This window comes from Methylophaga thalassica (genome assembly GCF_030159795.1).
Lineage (GTDB): Bacteria > Pseudomonadota > Gammaproteobacteria > Nitrosococcales > Methylophagaceae > Methylophaga > Methylophaga thalassica.
In genome coordinates, this window is the sequence record NZ_BSND01000004.1 from 481,174 (window position 1) to 500,181 (window position 19,008).

Below are 19,008 nucleotides of genomic sequence, written 5' to 3' on the forward strand. Positions count from 1 at the left end.
ATTATTTCTTCTCTGAGACGGGCAAAGGATTGTAATAATGACGACCACTTTGAATGCTACAGATTTGTTCGAGTAATTGCAGGTAGTCCTGATCACCATTCACCAAATCGATCTGCTCCGCGTTGACAATTAAAAGGGGTGACGCATCGTAATAATGGAAAAAATCGGCATAGGTATCAGCTAAACGTTTCAGATAACCTTCTTCTACATGTTGTTCATAACTAATGCCACGCTGAGCAATACGCGATTTTAATACAGGTAAAGAGGCTTGTAGATAGATGACTAAATCAGGCGTTCTATGATGCAAAGTCAAATTATCATAGACCATATTGTATAAAGCTAACTCATCGTCATCCAGAGAAATTTGAGCAAATAATTTGTCCTTTTCCACCATAAAATCAGCGATATGCAAATCATTGAATAAATCATCCTGATTTAGTGACTTACCCAATTTGACTCGCTGCATCAGAAAGCTCAACTGCGTAGGTAAAGCAGACTGTTTCGGATACAGATAAAATTTTTCCAGAAAGGGATTTTGTTCAGGCTGCTCAAGTAAAACCGAACCAGAAAAACTCTCGGCCAAACGTTTCACTAAATGGGTTTTACCCACGCCGATGGGGCCTTCAACCACAATATAACGATGTGTTAGCGAGTGATTCATTGTTTATGCATTTCCACTTTTCTCAATCCATCCAAAGGACAATCTTGCTTTATGGTTGCTAAATCACCTTTACCAGGGATAGTGATATCAGCAGCAATTTCAGCTAATGGGTACACCACAAAAGCACGTTCTGTTAAGCCAGGATGCGGGACTTTTAATCGTTCATCATCGATCATCAGATTAGAATAAAGCAAAATATCCAGATCCAGCGTACGTTCACCCCAATGTCGCTTTTTTATTCTTCCGTGCTTTTGTTCAAGTTTTTGCAGGTTATCAAGCAATACATGCGGCGGCAATCCTGTGTCCACCTCGACAACAGCATTCACATAATCAGGCTGATCCTGGGGTCCCATTGGCGGGCTATGATAAAGCGATGATTGTTTGATTAGACGCGTGTTGTCGAGTTTTTTTATATCGTCAATCGCTGTCAAAATTTGCGTTTGCGGGTCGTCTAAATTACTTCCCAATCCGATAAACACCTGCATTAATTCTGTTCCGTTTTTTTTGCTGCTGGTCGTCTTCGACGTCGACGGCGGGGCTTTTTTACACTGCTCTCTTTACCCAGCGAGTCAACCATTACCTGCTGCTGAGTGGCTGTTTCAGCCTGAAATTTTGTCCACCAATCGACAGGTTCATTCAACGGTTCACCAGACTCTGCACGTAATGCTAAAAAGTCATATCCAGCGCGAAACTTTGGATGTAATAAGGTTCTGTATGCCCTTTTGCCCTGACGCTTCAATAATCGGGGCTGTAACGTCCATATATCACGCGTTACCAGACTATAACGCTTTGGAATAGCAACACGTTGGATCTGCTCACCAATAATTTCTGACGACGCTCGCTGCATCGCTGGAATTTCTGGCATGCCGTTTGTCATCAGCAATAAGGTTCGTTGTCTCACCGGTTCCCATAAAATCGCTGCGAATAAAAATGCTGGTGTAACCGGTTTATCAGCAGCAATACGGATATCTGTGTTCTCTAATGCTTTCATCAGCATTGTTCTTGGATAGCCGTCTTGCTCTTCATGTAATAAAGCAGCTGTTTGAGGGTACAGATGTTCAAACAGGCCGTAATGACAAAGTAAATCATGAGTCATCGCCGCTTGGCCACTCAGATATAGTTTGAGTGTTTCATCAAACAATCGTGCCGGAGGGATATCTCTAATCAAATGTGCCCAGTCAAAGATGCCCTGTTCCGTCTGTTTATCCAGTTTTAGACCCAGCTTAGCCAAAAAGCGGCAGGCCCTTAACATGCGTACAGGATCTTCCCGATAACGTGTTTCCACGTCACCAATTAAACGGATAAGGCCAGCATTAAGATCAGCCATCCCACCGGTATAATCAATAATAGAGAAGTCTTTAATATTGTAATAAAGGGCATTAATCGTAAAGTCGCGACGCCAGGCATCCTGCTCTAAAGTGCCGTAAACATTGTCCTGCATGATGCGACCTTGGGTATCAACATGCTGTTTAGCTTCAGGGGGAGCTCTGAATGTGGCAACTTCAATGACCTCGCGTCCAAACCTGACATGCACCAGTTTGAAACGTCTGCCAATCAGTTGGCTACGTTTAAACAATTTATGTACTTGCTCAGGAGAAGCATTCGTGGCGACATCAAAGTCTTTTGGCTCATAGCCAAGTAATAAATCACGAACACAACCACCCACCAGGTAAGCCTCATAACCCGCCTCTTTCAAGGTATACAATACCTTAAGCGCATGTTGGCTAATCTGTTTACGCGAAATTGTGTGTTCGCTACGAGGGATAATTAACGGTTCGCGCCCTTGTTGTGGATCTTGACCGCTTTTGCCTCTCACCAATTTGTTGAAGATTTTATTTAACGACAGCATAAGCTTTGAATAATACCATGCTCATTAGCATTTCTATGATTTATATCATCGAACATCATGATAATAAGGCAGCCTGGACAGGAGCAAAAGAACGTCTATGAATATCGGTTACCCCCAAACTGAGAAGGGCTTGTTGATGCTGCTTGGTTGGATAACCTTTATGTTTGGCAAAACCATAACCAGGATACACATTATCCAGTGCCACCATTTCCTGATCCCGTGCGACTTTAGCTAAGATTGAAGCGGCAGCAATGGCAGGCTCAGATTGATCACCTTTGATAATCGTTGTTACCGGGCAATTCAGTTTGGGTGCATGGATACCATCAACAAGCACATGTTCAGGTGAAATTGATAGGGCTTCAACAGCCCTTTTCATTGCCAATAAACTCGCCTGTAAGATATTTAGCTCATCAATTTCTTCTGGTTCAGCTCTGCCCATGGCCCATGCCAGAGCATGCTTTTGAATCAGTGGCACCAAAAATTCTCTTCGTTTTTCAGTGAGCTTTTTTGAGTCTGCCAAGCCTGCTATAGGGTTTTGTGGGTCAAGAATGACTGCAGCCGTCACCACCGGACCCGCCAGAGGACCACGCCCAACCTCATCCACTCCGGCAACGTAAATGGTCTCTATCATGACGATTTAGCATCAATAAACGAGATAACTGCTTTTGCTGCATTCTCAGCGCCACCGGAAGGCCCTAACGCCTTAAACACTTGTTGCTGAACAGATTCAGCGTTTTGTTTAGCATCCGCGGCTGTTAAGAAATACAGCAATCGGGGGGCTAGTTCTGAAACGGAAACCTGCTTTTGTAATAATTCGGTGACCACATTTTCTCCAGTCACAATATTACACAAGCCGACATAGGGAATTTTCACCAGTCGTTTAAGTATGTGATAAGTCAGCGGTGCAACTCGATAAGTAATCAAATGCGGAATACCCAACAAGGCAATTTCCAGCGTCACCGTACCCGACGCAGCAACAATCGCATCACAACTTCGAACGACATCATAAAACTCACCGGAAATGACTTTCACTTTTACCGCTGTTTGTGACAAAAAGGGCTCTATCAATGCCCTTTCTAATCCCGGTGCCAAAGGTAAAATAACCTGTATAGAACTGTCACGTTGTTGAATATGTTCAGCTGTCGCTAACATTACTGGTAATAAAGCCTCAACTTCACTACGACGACTGCCGGGAAACAAACCCAATACCGGCGCATTTTCATCAAGTGAAAAGTGAGACTTTGCTTGTGCAGAGGTCAAGTCTGAGTGCACGGCATCGACTAAGGGATGACCAACGCATTTTACCGGCACACTCGCTTTTTCATAGAGTGTCTGTTCAAAGGGAAATAAAACCAGCATCAAATCGACATAACGTTTTATCGCTTTAATCCGGCCGGCACGCCATGCCCATATTTTAGGACTAATGTAGTAAATAACCGGGATACCCAGTTCATGAGCCTTTTTTGCCAGTTTTAGATTAAACCCCGGGTAATCCACTAAAATTAATGCATCCGGTTTATTTGTGGCTAAATGCTCGACGGTTTTATCAAAAATGGCTTTGATATGAGCATAACGTTTAATGACTTCCACCAGCCCCATAACAGCCAGCTCAGCGAAATCAGTAACAATCTCAACACCGGCATCGCGCATGGTATCGCCACCAATGCCAGAAACAACAATATCAGGCCTTTGTTGTTTTAAGGCCTTCAACATTCGGCCTGCATGAGCATCGCCAGAGGCCTCGCCCGCCACTACAAATAATTCAGGCATGCTTATTCAGTCTCATCGGCTTCCAGATAACCAGCTAGCTCAAGACCAAAGCCTGAGACACCCGTTAATTTTGTCGGCGTACCCATCACTCGCATTTTTTTAACGCCTAATGCAGACAGAATTTGTGCTCCGACACCAAACGTACGTAAGTCCCAACCACTTTTGACGGGCAAAGGACTTTCATCACGGTCTTCCCGTTCATAACGTGCAATTTTGGCTGCTAATTGTTTATTCTGTGCTGGCAAGCGCAACACCACCAAAACGCCTTTTCCAGCTTGTTGTATTTTTTTCAGTACTTGTGGGACTGGCCAATGTGAGGGCTCTCTTACTGAACCTAGAATATCACTGAGTGGATCGGCCATATGTACACGTACGATAGTTTCCTCATCAGGTTGAATATCACCATACGTCAACGCCAGATGCACTTGTGAGTTGACTGAGTCCTGAAAGCTGAAAAGCTGGAAGTCGCCGTATTCTGTAGGAAACTGACATTGAGATAACTTTTCTACGGTCATTTCATTTTCGAGTCGATAACTTATCAGGTCAGCAATCGTACCGATTTTCAGATTATGTGTTTGGGCAAAAGTCTCTAAGTCTGGACGTCTGGCCATACTGCCATCATCATTTAAGATTTCGACAATCACTGCCGCTGGAGACAATCCGGCAAGCTGAGCTAAATCGCAACCTGCTTCCGTATGACCCGCACGAGTTAACACGCCACCCGGTTGCGCTTTTAATGGGAAAATATGGCCTGGTTGAACCAAATCTTCTGGGCGTGAATCAGGATCAACGGCGACTTGCACGGTCAACGCTCGATCGGCCGCTGAAATACCGGTGGTCACCCCTGCTGCGGCTTCAATTGACACCGTAAAATTAGTTGAGTATGGCGTCTGGTTATCACTTACCATCAGAGGTAAACGTAATTCACGACAACGATTTTCCGTTAGTGTCAGACAAATCAGACCACGCCCAAACCGTGCCATAAAATTAATCGCTTCTGGCGTCACTTTTTCTGCGGCCATAATGAGGTCACCCTCATTTTCACGATCTTCATCATCCATGATGATAACCATTTTTCCTTGTCTCAGATCCTCGATAATTTCTTCTGTGCTATTAAGTTGCATATTAGGTGTATAACCGTGTTTTACAGTGTTTCGTTGACAAAATGTGACGACTGGCCAGGTAATAAACGTTCTAAATAGCGGGCAATCAAATCAACTTCTAAATTGACCATAGTGCCAACGTTGTATTCTTTAATGATCGTTTCCTGCATCGTATGAGGAATGATATTGATGTCAAACCAGCCTGGTCCAACTTGGTTGACGGTCAGACTCACTCCATCAATGGTAATAGAGCCCTTTTCAGCAACATAACGTTCCAGATTAGCTGGCACTTCAATACGAAACTGAACTGATCGTGCTGATGGTGTCAGTTGTAACACCTTACCTAAACCATCGACATGGCCGCTGACCATGTGTCCACCAAGCCGGTCGCCTACAGCCAGCGCTTTTTCAAGATTGACAGCCGAACCTGCTGCAATTTGGGAAAGGGCTGTACGCTCAAGGCTTTCTTTGGAAACATCAAAACTGACGTGAGCTTCATCCAGCTCAACCACTGTCAGACAAACACCATTAATCGCAATACTATCCCCGAGAGAAACATCAGACAGGTCTAATTTCTGGGTCGCCACTTTTAGTCTCATATCACCACCACTTGGAGTGACGGAAGTAACCTGACCAATAGCCGCAATGATACCGGTAAACATGAATTAAGATTCCTCGCTATATATGGGTTTTGCAGTGATACGCCAATCTTTTCCCACTGCACGAATATCATCAATTTCTAAAGAAAGATTCTGAGCCATCGACACCATACCTGGTAAATGAAACAGGCCGCGAGCCATATCACCCATAATTTTAGGTGCCATGTAGATAATTAACTCATCAATTAAACCCGCTTTCAATAAGGCACCATTCAAAACACCACCTGCCTCAACCATTAACTCATTTATTTCTCGCTGGGCCAAAACGGCCATCAATGCATTCAAATCTATATTATTATCAGATGATGGCAGCACCAGACATTCAGCCGTATCAGCTACAGCAATATCTTTTGCGGTAATTACCAGCACTTTACCTTCTTTAAGAATTTGAGCATCAGCCGGCAGTCGTCCCTCACTATCAACCACAATTTTGAGTGGCTGTCTGACTTTCTGTCCAGAAGGATACCAGTTGTCATCTGACGGTGAAAAACGCACATTCAATTGCGGATTATCCGCGAGGATTGTACCGATACCGGTCATGATGGCTGAACTGCGTGCACGTAGTTTTTGTACATCGAGTCTGGCTTTCGGTCCGGTTATCCATTTACTTTCACCAGAAGCCATCGCTGTGCGACCATCCAGACTCATCGCGACTTTACTTCTAATGTATGGACGACCATAGCGCATACGATACAAAAAACCGGGATTGAGCTTCTCAGACTCTGAACTTAACAGCTTGGTATGCACTTCGATGCCGGCCTCTCTTAAACGATGTATGCCTGAACCCGATACCACCGGATTAGGATCGGTCATCGCTATAAATACACGTTTAACACCAGCATTAACTAGGGCATCAGCACAGGGAGGAGTTCGACCGTAATGACTGCATGGCTCAAGCGTAACGTAACAATCAGCACCTTTGGCTTTTTCACCAGCCTGGTGCAGTGCATTCACTTCCGCATGACCTTCGCCAGCTCGTTGATGCCAGCCTTCACCAACAATCTGATTATCTTTGACAATGACACAGCCAACACGAGGATTAGGGTCAGTGGTATAAAGTCCGTTTTTGGCAAGCTCAATGGCTCTTGCCATATAAAATTCAGCAGAAGCCATGATTTATTCTCTCTATTTGAAACAAATAATGGTTAATGCTCATCATAACGGGACTTAGTGCGCTGAGTATCATTAGGTGAAAGATATCAGTGCTGATGAACATGTTTATTTTTTATCATCCGCTTCAGATTTATTTTCCATTCGTTCAATTTCTTCACGAAAGGCATTTACATCCTGGAAACTTCGATACACAGAGGCAAAACGGACATAGGCGACTTCATCTAACTCACGAAGCGCATCCATTACCCAGTCACCGACTAAACGACTGTCGACTTCCCGTTCCCCTGTCGCCCAAAGTCGACGAGTAATGGTTTTAACTGCGCTATCAACCGCATCAATACTGACAGGTCTTTTTTCCAGTGCTCGCATAAAGCCCGCTCGCAATTTATTTTCATCAAATAACTCACGAGAGCGATCACGTTTGATTAGACGAGGCAGACTTAATTCGGCTGTTTCGTATGTGGTGAAGCGCTCATTACACTCCACACACATACGACGTCGACGGATGGCATCGCCCTCCGCCGACAGTCGAGAATCAACAACTTTAGAATCATCTGCACCACAAAATGGACAGCGCATAGGGTTTCCGAAGCTTAAGCGTAAACAGGCAAGCGGTCACAAACAGCCTTAACTTTGCTCTTAACATCGTTAATAACTTGCTCACTGCCTGCCGCATCAATTACATCACACATCCAGTTTGCCAGATCGCGACATTCTTCTTCTTTAAAACCACGTGTAGTCACTGCTGGTGTACCAACACGAATTCCTGATGTCACAAAAGGTGATTGTGGATCATTTGGAACCGCATTTTTATTGACAGTAATATGAGCAGCACCTAACCAGGCATCAACATCTTTACCAGTCAGACCCGCTTCAATAAAACTGACTAAGAATAAGTGATCATCAGTACCATTTGAAACAACATCATAACCACGAGTCATAAACACGTCAGCCATCACACGTGCATTTTTAATCACTTGTTCCTGATACGTTTTAAACTCTGGCAACATCGCTTCTTTAAATGCAATGGCTTTTGCAGCGATCACATGCATTAAAGGACCACCCTGGAAGCCTGGGAATACAGCTGAGTTCAGTTTTTTCTCAATCTCAGGATTTGCTTTAGCCAGAATCAAACCACCACGTGGACCACGTAATGTTTTATGCGTTGTTGTTGTGGTGACATCGGCGATTTGCACTGGGTTAGGATATAAACCTGCAGCCACCAGACCAGCGACATGAGCCATATCAACCAACAAATAAGCGCCCACAGAATCAGCTATATCACGGAAACGCTGCCAATCCACTACACGAGAATAAGCAGAAAAACCTGCCACAACCATTTTGGGCTGGTGTTCTTTGGCTAAACGCTCTACTTCGTCATAATCAATTTCGCCAGTTTCAGCATTTAAACCATATGAAACTGAATTATAGATTTTTCCTGAAGCACTGACTTTAGCACCATGTGTCAGGTGACCACCGTGGGCCAGACTCATACCCAAGATCGTGTCACCGGTTTGTAGCAAGGCAAGATAGACTGCCGCATTAGCCTGTGAACCAGAATGCGGTTGCACATTGGCATAATCAGCACCAAATAACTCTTTAGCGCGTTCAATAGCAATGGCTTCTACTGTGTCAACATGTTCACAACCACCGTAATAACGTTTGCCAGGATAACCTTCAGCATATTTATTGGTTAAAGATGAGCCCTGAGCTTCCATTACACGAGGGCTCGTATAATTTTCAGAAGCGATCAGTTCAATATGATCTTCTTGACGTTTATCTTCCGCAGTGATTGCATTGAACACTTCATCGTCAAAGCCAGCGATGGTCATGTTTTTCTTGTACACAGTATTCCCCTGTATCTACTGTAAAATGGGACATTATTCTATCTCACAACGTCGCTGGCATCTATGGCATAGTGACAGTTTTATTCGCATAAGGATTAAATCACAGCTTATGAAAATAGGATTAATTGGAACAGGCCTGATGGGGCAAGCCTTATCACATCACTTATTAGCAGAAAATCAACCCCTGGTGGTCTTTAATCGCAGCCTGGAAAAGTGCGATGAGCTAAAAGCCAGAGGCGCTGCTGTAGCCACATCTGCGCAAGCATTAGTAGAACAGAGTGATATTTGTTTGCTTTTCTTAAGTGATGCAAAAGCCATTAGCTCGGTTCTGGATGATATTGACGATGCTGCCTTTAAAAATTGTCTGCTTATCCAAATGGGCACAATAGCCCCGGAAGAATCACGTAGTCTTGCGCAGCGGGTACGAGCTACTGGCGGCCGTTATCTTGAATGTCCGGTACTAGGAAGCCTGCCGGAAGCTGGCAGTGGCAAACTAATTTTAATGGCTGCGGGTAAAAAAACGGATTACAAAGCGGCTTTACCCTTACTGGAGTTAATTGGCCATGAACCACAATATATTGGCGATATTGGTCAGGGTGCCACTGTCAAACTAGCCATGAATCAATTAATCGCCGGATTGACAGCCAGTTTTGCCTTAAGTCTGGCCTTAGTGGAAAAAGAAGGGATTGCGACAGAGCAATTTATGAAAATTGTTCGTGATAGTGCTCTCTATGCACCGACCTTCGACAAAAAATTAAGTCGCATGATTGAGCGAGATTTCTCTGAGCCCAACTTTCCTACCAAACACCTGGCAAAAGATACGCGTCTTTTCTTGTCTGTTGCCAATGAGCTAGGTTTAGATACCAGTGCATTGAAAGGTATTGAGTTACTCTTACAAAAAGCTCTGGATATGGGACTGGACAACACCGATTACTCATCACTGATGGCAGCTGTTTCGCCCAAGGAATCATAAAAAAAGCCCTCGTTTGAGGGCTTTTTTTTAGGCTTAAACTTCGAACAAATCTCGTCTGATAATCGTTTCTCGGCGGTCAGGTCCAGTTGAAATAATATCAATCGGCACACCGGCAAGGTTCTCAACTTTTTCAATATACGCACGTGCATTTTCAGGCAAATCATCATATTGAGTGATGCCTAAAGTAGACTCTTTCCAACCCGGCATATCAATGTAAACCGGTTCACAACCTTCAAATTCATCAGCGCTTAAAGGCAAGATATCAACAGGCTGTCCGTCTTTCTGATATGCAACACATAGACGAATCGTTTCAATACCATCAAGCACGTCTAATTTGGTCAAACATAATCCCGTTATGCTGTTGATCCAGCTAGCACGATTTAGAGCAACCATGTCTAACCAACCACAACGGCGATCACGTCCGGTTGTCGCACCTTTTTCCATCCCTTTTTCAGCCAGGTATTTACCTGTTTCATCAAAAAGCTCAGATGGGAATGGGCCACCACCGACACGAGTTGCATAGGCTTTTGTAATACCCAGGACATAATCGATGTGACAAGGGCCAACACCAGAACCTGTGGCACTGCCACCGGCGGTTGTATTCGAAGAGGTCACATAAGGGTATGTGCCGTGATCAATATCCAGCAGAGCACCTTGTGCACCTTCAAACATGACATTGTCACCTGCTTTGTGATATTCCTGCAGCATCGCTGGGATATCAGCAATAAGCGGGATTAGTACATCACGCATTGCCAATGTTTCTTGTAATACTTTTTCATAACTTACCGGCTCAACCTGATAGTAATTAACCAGCGAGAAATTATGAAACTCCATGACTTCCTTTAACTTCTCAGCAAAGGCTTTTTCATTCATCAAATCACCAACACGCAGACCTCGGCGACCCACTTTGTCTTCGTATGCTGGTCCGATACCTCGACCAGTCGTACCAATAGCCGCTTTACCTAAACGCAGTTCACGTGCTTGATCAAGCGCAATGTGATAAGGCAGAATCAGAGGACAAGCGGCACTGATTTTCAATCGTTCACGAACAGGAATGCCATTTGACTCAAGCTCGTTCATTTCTTTTAAAAGAGCTTCTGGACAAACAACGACACCATTACCGATCAAACATTGAACGTTCTCACGAAGAATGCCTGATGGAATAAGGTGTAAAACCGTTTTTTTGCCATCTATTACCAAGGTATGACCTGCGTTATGGCCACCTTGAAAACGAACAACAGCGGAAACATTATCCGTCAGTAAATCAACTAATTTACCTTTACCTTCATCGCCCCACTGGGAGCCAATTACAACAATATTTTTAGCCACGAGTATGTGTTCCTGTTTCAGTCACTTGCCAGTGACCATCTAGTTTTACCAATGTGTGTGTAGTTGGAGTTTCAGAACCAGGGAATTGATAGATAACCACCTTACCTGATTCACGTAATGTTTTGACAGCAGCATGAAGACTGGCATCTTCAAGCCATTGGACACCAATTGTTTCTTGATGAAGTTTTTGCGTTGGAAGCTCGGTCACCAACTTTTTCAGATCAAGACTGAAACCCGTCGCTGGTTGTGCCAAACCAAAATCTTCGCCGATATCATCATAACGGCCACCGGCAGCTATCGCGTGTGATGAATTAGGCTTATAGGCGGCAAAAACAACACCTGTGTGATAGTGATAGCCGCGTAACTCAGCTAAATCAAAATTAATAGCAATCTCTGGAAGTCTTTGCGTCAGGGCATTTGCTATTTGCTCAAGCGTAGTTAACGCATCCTGAACTGATTGTGGTGCTTTCTTTAATACTTGTTTAGCACGATCTAGTACAGATTGATCACCATTGAGCTCAGATAATTCTTGTAACATCTGTTTTGCATCAGCATTAATGTCATATGCTTGCAGCAATGAGTCTATTTCTGCCGACGCTTTTCGCTGTAATGCAGAAAACAATTCCTGTTCCTGACTCTCCGTTAACTGAGCAAACTCCGCTAGACCTCTATAAACACCGACGTGTCCGATATCCAGTGCCATTTTTGAAACAGCACCGGAAACATTTAATAAGGTGACCATCAGTTCGATACTTTCAATATCACTTTCAGGTCCGGCATGCCCGTATATTTCAGCACCAAGTTGGATAGGATTCCTGGCACCGTCCAATCCTGTTGGTAATGTGTGTAGCACACTTCCGATGTAACATAGCCTGAGAATATCAGCTTCATTACGCAGCTTATGTGCAGCAATTCTGGCAACTTGAGGGGTCATATCAGCACGAATACCCAACATTCTTCCAGACATCTGGTCTGTCAGCTTGAAGGTTTGTATGTCGAGTGTTTTAGCGGTACCAGTAAGTAAAGAATCCAAATACTCTACTAATGGTGGTACAACTAACTGGTATCCCCAACTTCGCATGAAGTCAACCAGGGTTCGGTGCATTTTCTCAAGTTGTGCCGCTTCTTGAGGCATCAGCTCATCGATACCTTCGGGTAACAGCCAACTCTCTTTGATAGTCATTATGAGTTAATTTATCCAGTACAAAAAAATCAAACCTGCAAACATACTTAACAAGCCAATAAGACGCACTTGTCTATCGCTCATGCTTACAGTTTGTAACAGTGTGCGTTTAAACATAGTTGGATTAAGAAACGGCATTATGCCCTCAATGATGAAGACTAATGCCGTTGCAATCAATAAACTATGAATGAGTTCTTCGTTCACTTCACAGGTAATTCAGCGTCGTTGAATCGCTTGAAAAAATCACCCTTGGGTTCGATAACCAGCATATCATCAGCATTAAAAATGTTTTTATAGGCTGATAATCGACGGTATAAAGAATAAAACTCTTCATTTTTGCCATATGCTTTCGCATAAATTTCTGTGGCTTTTGCATCGCCTTCACCACGTAATTCTTCTGCCTGACGTTTAGCCTCAGCAATGATAACAGCACGTTGACGGTCAGCATCAGAGCGAATCTTCTCAGCTTCCTCTGCACCCTGAGAGCGTAGTTCTTTTGCAACACGTTCACGCTCAGCTTCCATACGGGTATAAACAGACGAACTGACCTCAGCAGGCAAGTCGATACGTTTAATACGGACATTTGAAATCGAGATACCAAATCCCTCAGCAACGCGATTAGCATCTTTCAGAATATCTTGAACCATGGCAACACGATCACCAGAAACGACTTCTTGGATTGTTTTGCGACCAAACTCGGCTCTTAAGCCATCTTTGATAATTTGAGAAAGTCTAGAGGCCGCGCGGTCTTCATCCCCCCCCATGGATCTAAAATATGTTGCAACGTCATTTATCCGCCAAATGATAAAAGAATCAACGATCACATTCTTTTTTTCACCCGTCAGATATCTAGCGGGTTGCGCATCAAGTGCCATTTCACGCCCATCGAATTTGCGGACATCAGTGACAAAAGGCGTTTTAAAGTGAATACCAGGCTTAAAATCAGCCTTCTCGATTTGGCCTAACCTTAATAACAGCACTTTTTGCCGCTCATCAACAACAAAGATTGATGATGAGAGTGTTACGACGACAACAGCAAGCAAAATTAAAATCAATGTTAAACGGGAACTCATTTAGCGACCTCCTCTGCTACGCGCGTCATCGCTTGATGAACTTTTATTAGAAGATGAAGTAGTCGTTGATGTTGAGGAAGGATAGTTAAAACTATCCAAATCCAATTGCGTTGGGTTATTACCACGTCGACTCATTCTATCAAGAGGCAGATACAGTACATTACTGCCACCGTTTTTCACGTCAACCATAACTTTTTGGCTTTTCGAATAAACCGACTCCATTGTATCGAGATACAGTCTTTCCGAAGTAATATCCGGCGCTTTATTGTATTCGGTCATAACTTGTGTGAAGCGACTCGCATCACCTTCGGCTTTAGCAATAATTTGACTTTTGTATGCTTCAGCTTCTTGCACAATTCTAAATGCTCTACCACGCGCTTTTGGAAGGACATCGTTTGAGTAGGCTTCCGCTTGATTTTTCTGACGTACTTCATCTTCACGCGCCTTAACAACATCAGCAAAAGCTGCTTGCACTTGTTCAGGTGGCTGAACATCCTGCATATTCACACTAGTGACTAATAATCCCATCTCATGGGCATCCAGCATCGTTTGCAATAACTGCTCAGTGCTATTAGCAATCGCGCTCCGACCTTCGGTTAAAACAAAGTCCATGTTAGAACGACCTACTGTTTCACGAACAGCACTCTCCATCATCTGACGAAGAATGACATCTGGATTTCTGACATTAAACAGGTATTTAGGTGCATCCTGAACGCGATATTGCACCGCAATTTTTAAATCAATAATATTTTCATCTTTCGTCAACATTAAAGACTCAGAATGGATAGTACCGCCACCTCGGTTTCCGCCACTGCGATAACCAATTTCGGCAGTACGAATTTCTTCAACATTCACCACTTCAACTTTCTCAATCGGACTAGGCAAGTGCCAGTGAGGACCAGGCAATGTTGTCGTTGAATATTGCCCAAACCGCAGAACAACACCGCGCTCAGCCGGATCTACAATATAAATACCAGATGCAAGCCAAACTAATACGGCGATGACTGCAATTAATCCAAAACCGAAAAAACCACCTCGGCCTGAAGAATTATTCCCATTGGTATTGTTTCCGTTACCACCAAAAATGCCGCCTAATTTGCGTTGCATATTTCGGATAACTTCGTCTAAATCAGGTGGCCCATCATTGCCACGATTACCCCACGGGTCTTTATCACCGTTTCCGGGTTCATTCCAAGCCATGTAGCTCTCCAAATTGATAAAACAGAGAATTTACTTCAAACAAGCCTATTTTACGGACATGGTAATGATAAGCAACCAAAACCGTATCTAAGCTTCAACATATTCTGAAAATGACTCTTCTGGGAAATATTCTTTTAATGCTTCTCGCAGCAGTTCTAATCCTTCTCCGGTTTTTGCAGATAACCAGATGCGATCAATATTTCCCTCATCATCTCTTTCAATTCGCGGTGAAATATCCTCAACATTGTCTATTTTGTTATAGACAATTAACTGCCGCACTTCATCCGCATCGATTTGTTTTAAGACTTCATTTACGTGGTGAATAAGGTCATCACGATCATTTGCACCACAATCAACTACGTGAAGTAATAACTCAGCATCACGGGTTTCTTCCAGAGTTGAGCGGAAAGACTCGACAAGATCATGGGGCAGATCACGGATAAATCCAACCGTATCAGCCAAGATAAGGAGTTGTGTATCATGTAATTTAACACGACGCAGAGTAGGATCAAGCGTCGCAAATAACCTGTCATCAGCATAGACTTTTGCAGATGTTATTTTGTTAAATAATGTCGATTTTCCAACGTTTGTGTAACCAACAAGGGAGACAACAGGTACACCTCCACGTTGCCGTGAACGCCGCCCTTGCTCACGCTGAGATTGGACTTTTCCTAATCGTTTTTTTAGTGACTTTATTCGCTGTCCCAATAAACGACGATCCGTTTCTAACTGAGTTTCACCAGGTCCACGCAAACCAATCCCGCCTTTTTGTCTTTCAAGGTGAGTCCAGCCTCGTACCAATCTTGTTGACAAGTGTTGAAGCTGAGCGAGTTCAACCTGTAACTTACCTTCATGAGAGCGAGCTCTTCGAGCAAAGATATCAAGAATTAACCCGGTACGGCCTAATACCCGACATTTTAATTGTTGCTCAAGATTACGTTCCTGACTTGGTGATAGTTCGTGATTGAAAATGACTAAGGCAGCATGAGATGCCATGACATGCTCCGCAATCTCATCAACCTTACCACTGCCAGCAAAGAACTTGGGATCAGGACGATGACGCTTACCCTGAATTATTGCAGCAATCTTTGCACCTGTTGACCCAACTAGTTCAATAAACTCTTGTTGAGAGTCTTCATAGTCAGGATCATTGAAATTCAGATGAACCAAGACAACAGCTTCTTTTTCTGATGAATCATCAAAAGCTGTTTGAATATCCGGCCGTTCAAACAATCAAATGCTCCTATTCTTCATGATTAATATTAACATTACGAGCGGGAACAATCGTTGATATAGCATGTTTATATACCATTTGATTGACTGAGTTCTTGAGTAAGATGACAAACTGATCAAACGAATCAATCTGACCTTGTAATTTAATGCCGTTAACTAAATAAATAGAAACAGGTATATTTTCTTTCCGTAAAGCGTTCAAGAAAGGATCTTGAAGAGTCTGTGCTTTTGCCATCATTCACTCCATATATTGTTATTATTTTAAACTGCCTGAATGACTCATTCTAAAAGCCTTAACAGAATCGTCAAGCATTATTCATCAACTGTGGAACCTGCTCAAGAAGATATTGATTGACTTCATTAACAGGCAATCCATCACTACTATCAAACCATACGCCATCATTTTGAGCGCGTAACCATGTCAGTTGTCGTTTAGCCATCTGACGTGTAGCTACAATAGCGCGGTATATAAACTCATCGTAATCGTAATCTCCATCTAAATAAGACCAGGCCTGACGATAACCGACCGCACGGATTGACGGTAAGTTCATATGACAGTCGTCGCGTCGATACAATTTCTTTACTTCGTCAATAAATCCGTTAGCTACCATCTTCTGATAACGATCGGCTATTCGTTTATGAAGTACTGACCTGTCAAATGGAGAAATGATGACTTTTGTTACATCGTAAGGCAAGCCATCATGTTTGTTATGTGTTAACTCAGTCAATGTTTTACCCGTTAACTCATAAACTTCAAGTGCTCGTTGTAATCGTTGCGGATCGTTAATATGTATCCGCTCGGCAGAAACAGGGTCGATTTGTTTCAATCTATCGTGCAAAGCTTCACGCCCTAGCTGTCGCATTTCAGAGTCTAGTTTTTCTCTGATCAGACTATCCGCTGGTGGCAGATCGGCAATGCCATACTGAAGCGCTCTGAAATACAGCATTGTGCCACCAACTAGTAATGGCACCTTACCACGTGAAGTAATTTCAGCCATAAGACGAAGTGCATCATCTCTGAACTGGCCTGCAGAATAAGTCACGGATGGCTCTATAATATCAACCAAAAAATGATGATATTTTTTTAATATCTCTGGACTTGGTTTTGCTGTCCCAATATCCATCTCTTTATAGACAAGAGCTGAGTCTACACTGATAATCTCAACTGGATATTTTCTAGCAAGTTCTATAGCAAGGTCAGTTTTTCCCGCTGCAGTAGGCCCCATAATGAATATGGCAGGTGGAAGCACAGAGCGTAATTACCCCTGTTTCATAGAGTCAAAAAATTCAACATTTGTTTTTGTTGATTTAAGTCTATCCATTAAGAATTCCATTGCTTCTACCGGTTCCATTTGAGCGATGATCTTTCTCAGAATCCAAAGCTTTTGTAGATCTTCTTCGGTTGTGAGTAACTCTTCGCGACGCGTACCTGAACGGGTAACATTAATAGCTGGGTACATACGACGATCTGCCAATTTACGCTCAAGTAATACTTCCATATTACCTGTACCTTTAAACTCTTCGAAAATGACTTCATCCATACGTGAACCAGTTTCTATCAGAGCAGTGGCAATAATTGTCAGACTGCCACCCTCTTCAATATTTCTAGCGGCACCGAAAAAGCGTTTAGGTCTTTGCAGCGCATTGGCATCAACACCACCCGTCAGAACTTTACCTGACGATGGCGCCACAGTATTGTAGGCTCTTGCTAGACGTGTAATTGAATCAAGCAGGATAACGACATCATGTTTATGTTCAACCAGACGTTTGGCTTTTTCAATAACCATTTCAGCAACTTGCACATGACGAGTTGCAGGTTCATCGAAAGTACTTGAAACCACTTCACCACGAACAGAGCGCTGCATTTCAGTCACTTCTTCTGGTCGTTCATCAATCAATAAAACAATTAAGTCACTATCGGGATAATTTGAGGCGATAGATTGTGCAATAGATTGCATAATCATAGTCTTACCCGATTTTGGTGGAGCGACGATAAGACCACGCTGTCCTTTACCCAGCGGTGATGCCAGATCGATCACACGTGCTGTGAGATCTTCAGTACTGCCGTTACCGCGCTCTAATGTGAAACGCTCGTTCGGAAATAATGGTGTTAAATTTTCAAAAGGGACTTTATTGCGGGACTTATCAGGTTTTTCGTAATTGATTTCTTCGACTTTGACGAGAGCGAAATAACGCTCGCTGTCTTTCGGTGGTCGAATCTTGCCTTTAATCGTATCGCCGGTTCTTAAGTGAAAACGTCGAATCTGGCTGGGTGATACATAGACATCATCGGGACCAGCAACATAAGAATCTTCTGGTGATCTTAAAAAACCAAAACCATCAGGTAACAGTTCTAATACACCCGTAGTGATAACATCTTCACCCTGTTTAGAATGAGCTTTAACTATCGCAAATATGAGTTCTTGCTTTCGGTTTCTTGCTAAGCCCTCGAGATTCATGGAGAGAGCGAGTTCCATTAATTCAGCAGCTGACTGCTTTTTCAGTTCTGTCAGATTCATGTATTACCTAAGAATGGGATTTTGATATAGAAATGCCTTGAAACACATCGATTGATGGGTTGAATTGTCTTAATTTTGGAGGGGGTTTTAAAAACTGGAACCAAGAATAACAGTAATAAACATCGACGTCTAGTTTTATATACAAATATCTACAAATATAATGTTCGACATATTAATAGATATTAACTAACTACATTTAAAAACAACAAATACCGGCCATGTAATGTTTTAAGACAGAATATCCAACTCCTTTGAATTAGGTTCTTGTAATGGTTTCGTACCGTTATAAAGTGACCTATTTGACCGAGCCCAGTTATGAGCTCAGCTCTGCAGACACCTTCGATCTCAACTTTTGTTCCAGATAAATATGTCACAGGGTGTGTGTTGCCCTGCACAGGCAGGTTAATATAAAACAGGGAGACATAAAAAAAGCCCATCCGTCATTCAAAAACGCTCCCGGCGTTTTTGTCACGGCGTTCAAGTAGGTCATGGTCTA

At 43.1% G+C, this 19,008-nt stretch carries 20 protein-coding genes; 1 reads left to right on the forward strand and 19 read right to left on the reverse strand.

Going from position 1 to position 19,008, the window contains the following annotated elements; all coding sequences use genetic code 11:
- Nucleotide 1 precedes the first annotated feature (1 nt).
- From QQL60_RS07145 to glyA, 10 genes are all read right to left on the reverse strand, one after another.
- Nucleotides 2-661, reverse strand: coding sequence for a deoxynucleoside kinase (locus tag QQL60_RS07145; RefSeq protein WP_007144718.1), 660 nt, complete (start codon nt 659-661; stop codon nt 2-4).
- Nucleotides 658-1,146, reverse strand: a complete 489-nt coding sequence (gene folK, locus QQL60_RS07150) for a 2-amino-4-hydroxy-6-hydroxymethyldihydropteridine diphosphokinase (protein ID WP_007144717.1) — start codon at nt 1,144-1,146, stop codon at nt 658-660. Before folK ends, QQL60_RS07145 begins: the two co-directional genes overlap by 4 nt.
- Entirely contained in the window at nt 1,146-2,510 is a 1,365-nt protein-coding gene (gene pcnB, locus QQL60_RS07155; protein WP_284722888.1) for a polynucleotide adenylyltransferase PcnB, read from the reverse strand. Before pcnB ends, folK begins: the two co-directional genes overlap by 1 nt.
- 55 nt (nt 2,511-2,565) lie before the next feature.
- Nucleotides 2,566-3,141 carry a ribonuclease HII gene (rnhB, locus tag QQL60_RS07160; RefSeq protein WP_284722889.1) on the reverse strand — a complete coding sequence of 192 codons (576 nt, stop codon included), beginning with the start codon at nt 3,139-3,141 and terminating at the stop codon, nt 2,566-2,568.
- The gene (gene lpxB, locus QQL60_RS07165; RefSeq protein WP_284722890.1) at nt 3,138-4,280 is read right to left on the reverse strand and encodes a lipid-A-disaccharide synthase; all 1,143 of its coding nucleotides are present in this window, start codon (nt 4,278-4,280) and stop codon (nt 3,138-3,140) included. The genes rnhB and lpxB overlap by 4 nt, the downstream gene beginning before the upstream one ends.
- Nucleotides 4,281-4,282: 2 nt before the next feature.
- Nucleotides 4,283-5,404 carry a bifunctional 3,4-dihydroxy-2-butanone-4-phosphate synthase/GTP cyclohydrolase II gene (ribBA, locus tag QQL60_RS07170; protein WP_007144713.1) on the reverse strand — a complete coding sequence of 374 codons (1,122 nt, stop codon included), beginning with the start codon at nt 5,402-5,404 and terminating at the stop codon, nt 4,283-4,285.
- Nucleotides 5,405-5,424: 20 nt separating this feature from the next.
- Nucleotides 5,425-6,045, reverse strand: a complete 621-nt coding sequence (locus QQL60_RS07175; RefSeq protein ID WP_284722891.1) for a riboflavin synthase — start codon at nt 6,043-6,045, stop codon at nt 5,425-5,427.
- A gap of 3 nt (nt 6,046-6,048) precedes the next feature.
- Nucleotides 6,049-7,155 carry a bifunctional diaminohydroxyphosphoribosylaminopyrimidine deaminase/5-amino-6-(5-phosphoribosylamino)uracil reductase RibD gene (ribD, locus tag QQL60_RS07180; RefSeq protein ID WP_284722892.1) on the reverse strand — a complete coding sequence of 369 codons (1,107 nt, stop codon included), beginning with the start codon at nt 7,153-7,155 and terminating at the stop codon, nt 6,049-6,051.
- A 105-nt stretch (nt 7,156-7,260) separates the two neighbouring features.
- Nucleotides 7,261-7,734 (reverse strand): transcriptional regulator NrdR, encoded by a 474-nt coding sequence (gene nrdR / locus QQL60_RS07185; RefSeq protein WP_007144710.1) that lies wholly within the window; start codon nt 7,732-7,734, stop codon nt 7,261-7,263.
- Between the two features lie 14 nt (nt 7,735-7,748).
- Nucleotides 7,749-9,002 (reverse strand): serine hydroxymethyltransferase, encoded by a 1,254-nt coding sequence (gene glyA / locus QQL60_RS07190; RefSeq protein ID WP_040576175.1) that lies wholly within the window; start codon nt 9,000-9,002, stop codon nt 7,749-7,751.
- 109 nt (nt 9,003-9,111) lie between these two features.
- Between glyA and QQL60_RS07195 the strand changes: the two genes are divergently transcribed.
- Nucleotides 9,112-9,975, forward strand: a complete 864-nt coding sequence (locus tag QQL60_RS07195; protein ID WP_284722893.1) for an NAD(P)-dependent oxidoreductase — start codon at nt 9,112-9,114, stop codon at nt 9,973-9,975.
- A 33-nt stretch (nt 9,976-10,008) separates the two neighbouring features.
- Here QQL60_RS07195 and QQL60_RS07200 read toward each other — a convergent pair whose 3' ends face one another.
- The 9 genes from QQL60_RS07200 to rho all read right to left on the reverse strand — a co-directional run bounded on the left by QQL60_RS07200 (nt 10,009) and on the right by rho (nt 18,512).
- Nucleotides 10,009-11,304: an adenylosuccinate synthase gene (locus QQL60_RS07200; RefSeq protein ID WP_284722894.1), complete on the reverse strand. Its 1,296-nt coding sequence runs from the start codon at nt 11,302-11,304 to the stop codon at nt 10,009-10,011.
- Nucleotides 11,297-12,487, reverse strand: a complete 1,191-nt coding sequence (locus QQL60_RS07205; RefSeq protein WP_284450906.1) for an ATP phosphoribosyltransferase regulatory subunit — start codon at nt 12,485-12,487, stop codon at nt 11,297-11,299. Before QQL60_RS07205 ends, QQL60_RS07200 begins: the two co-directional genes overlap by 8 nt.
- A gap of 6 nt (nt 12,488-12,493) precedes the next feature.
- Entirely contained in the window at nt 12,494-12,691 is a 198-nt protein-coding gene (locus QQL60_RS07210) for a DUF2065 domain-containing protein (protein ID WP_007144705.1), read from the reverse strand.
- A complete protein-coding gene (hflC, locus tag QQL60_RS07215) occupies nt 12,688-13,560 on the reverse strand; it encodes a protease modulator HflC (RefSeq protein WP_007144704.1) in 873 nt (290 codons plus the stop codon). The genes QQL60_RS07210 and hflC overlap by 4 nt, the downstream gene beginning before the upstream one ends.
- Nucleotides 13,561-14,760, reverse strand: coding sequence for an FtsH protease activity modulator HflK (gene hflK, locus QQL60_RS07220; RefSeq protein WP_284450907.1), 1,200 nt, complete (start codon nt 14,758-14,760; stop codon nt 13,561-13,563).
- An 87-nt stretch (nt 14,761-14,847) separates the two neighbouring features.
- A complete protein-coding gene (gene hflX, locus QQL60_RS07225) occupies nt 14,848-15,993 on the reverse strand; it encodes a ribosome rescue GTPase HflX (RefSeq protein ID WP_284722895.1) in 1,146 nt (381 codons plus the stop codon).
- A gap of 10 nt (nt 15,994-16,003) precedes the next feature.
- Nucleotides 16,004-16,228: an RNA chaperone Hfq gene (gene hfq / locus QQL60_RS07230; protein WP_007144701.1), complete on the reverse strand. Its 225-nt coding sequence runs from the start codon at nt 16,226-16,228 to the stop codon at nt 16,004-16,006.
- 70 nt (nt 16,229-16,298) lie between these two features.
- Nucleotides 16,299-17,243 (reverse strand): tRNA (adenosine(37)-N6)-dimethylallyltransferase MiaA, encoded by a 945-nt coding sequence (gene miaA, locus QQL60_RS07235; RefSeq protein ID WP_284722896.1) that lies wholly within the window; start codon nt 17,241-17,243, stop codon nt 16,299-16,301.
- Nucleotides 17,244-17,252: 9 nt separating this feature from the next.
- On the reverse strand, nt 17,253-18,512 hold the full coding sequence (rho, locus tag QQL60_RS07240; protein ID WP_007144699.1) for a transcription termination factor Rho: 1,260 nt from the start codon (nt 18,510-18,512) through the stop codon (nt 17,253-17,255).
- Nucleotides 18,513-19,008: the final 496 nt, after the last annotated feature.

What these genes read in the sequence shown, in the direction of transcription:
- QQL60_RS07145 (WP_007144718.1), bottom strand. Translation starts at nt 661, where the DNA reads ATGAATCACTCGCTAACACATCGTTATATTGTGGTTGAAGGCCCCATC.
- folK (WP_007144717.1), bottom strand. Translation starts at nt 1,146, where the DNA reads ATGCAGGTGTTTATCGGATTGGGAAGTAATTTAGACGACCCGCAAACG.
- pcnB (WP_284722888.1), bottom strand. Translation starts at nt 2,510, where the DNA reads ATGCTGTCGTTAAATAAAATCTTCAACAAATTGGTGAGAGGCAAAAGC.
- rnhB (WP_284722889.1), bottom strand. Translation starts at nt 3,141, where the DNA reads ATGATAGAGACCATTTACGTTGCCGGAGTGGATGAGGTTGGGCGTGGT.
- lpxB (WP_284722890.1), bottom strand. Translation starts at nt 4,280, where the DNA reads ATGCCTGAATTATTTGTAGTGGCGGGCGAGGCCTCTGGCGATGCTCAT.
- ribBA (WP_007144713.1), bottom strand. Translation starts at nt 5,404, where the DNA reads ATGCAACTTAATAGCACAGAAGAAATTATCGAGGATCTGAGACAAGGA.
- QQL60_RS07175 (WP_284722891.1), bottom strand. Translation starts at nt 6,045, where the DNA reads ATGTTTACCGGTATCATTGCGGCTATTGGTCAGGTTACTTCCGTCACT.
- ribD (WP_284722892.1), bottom strand. Translation starts at nt 7,155, where the DNA reads ATGGCTTCTGCTGAATTTTATATGGCAAGAGCCATTGAGCTTGCCAAA.
- nrdR (WP_007144710.1), bottom strand. Translation starts at nt 7,734, where the DNA reads ATGCGCTGTCCATTTTGTGGTGCAGATGATTCTAAAGTTGTTGATTCT.
- QQL60_RS07195 (WP_284722893.1), top strand. Translation starts at nt 9,112, where the DNA reads ATGAAAATAGGATTAATTGGAACAGGCCTGATGGGGCAAGCCTTATCA.
- QQL60_RS07205 (WP_284450906.1), bottom strand. Translation starts at nt 12,487, where the DNA reads ATGACTATCAAAGAGAGTTGGCTGTTACCCGAAGGTATCGATGAGCTG.
- hflC (WP_007144704.1), bottom strand. Translation starts at nt 13,560, where the DNA reads ATGAGTTCCCGTTTAACATTGATTTTAATTTTGCTTGCTGTTGTCGTC.
- hflK (WP_284450907.1), bottom strand. Translation starts at nt 14,760, where the DNA reads ATGGCTTGGAATGAACCCGGAAACGGTGATAAAGACCCGTGGGGTAAT.
- hfq (WP_007144701.1), bottom strand. Translation starts at nt 16,228, where the DNA reads ATGGCAAAAGCACAGACTCTTCAAGATCCTTTCTTGAACGCTTTACGG.
- rho (WP_007144699.1), bottom strand. Translation starts at nt 18,512, where the DNA reads ATGAATCTGACAGAACTGAAAAAGCAGTCAGCTGCTGAATTAATGGAA.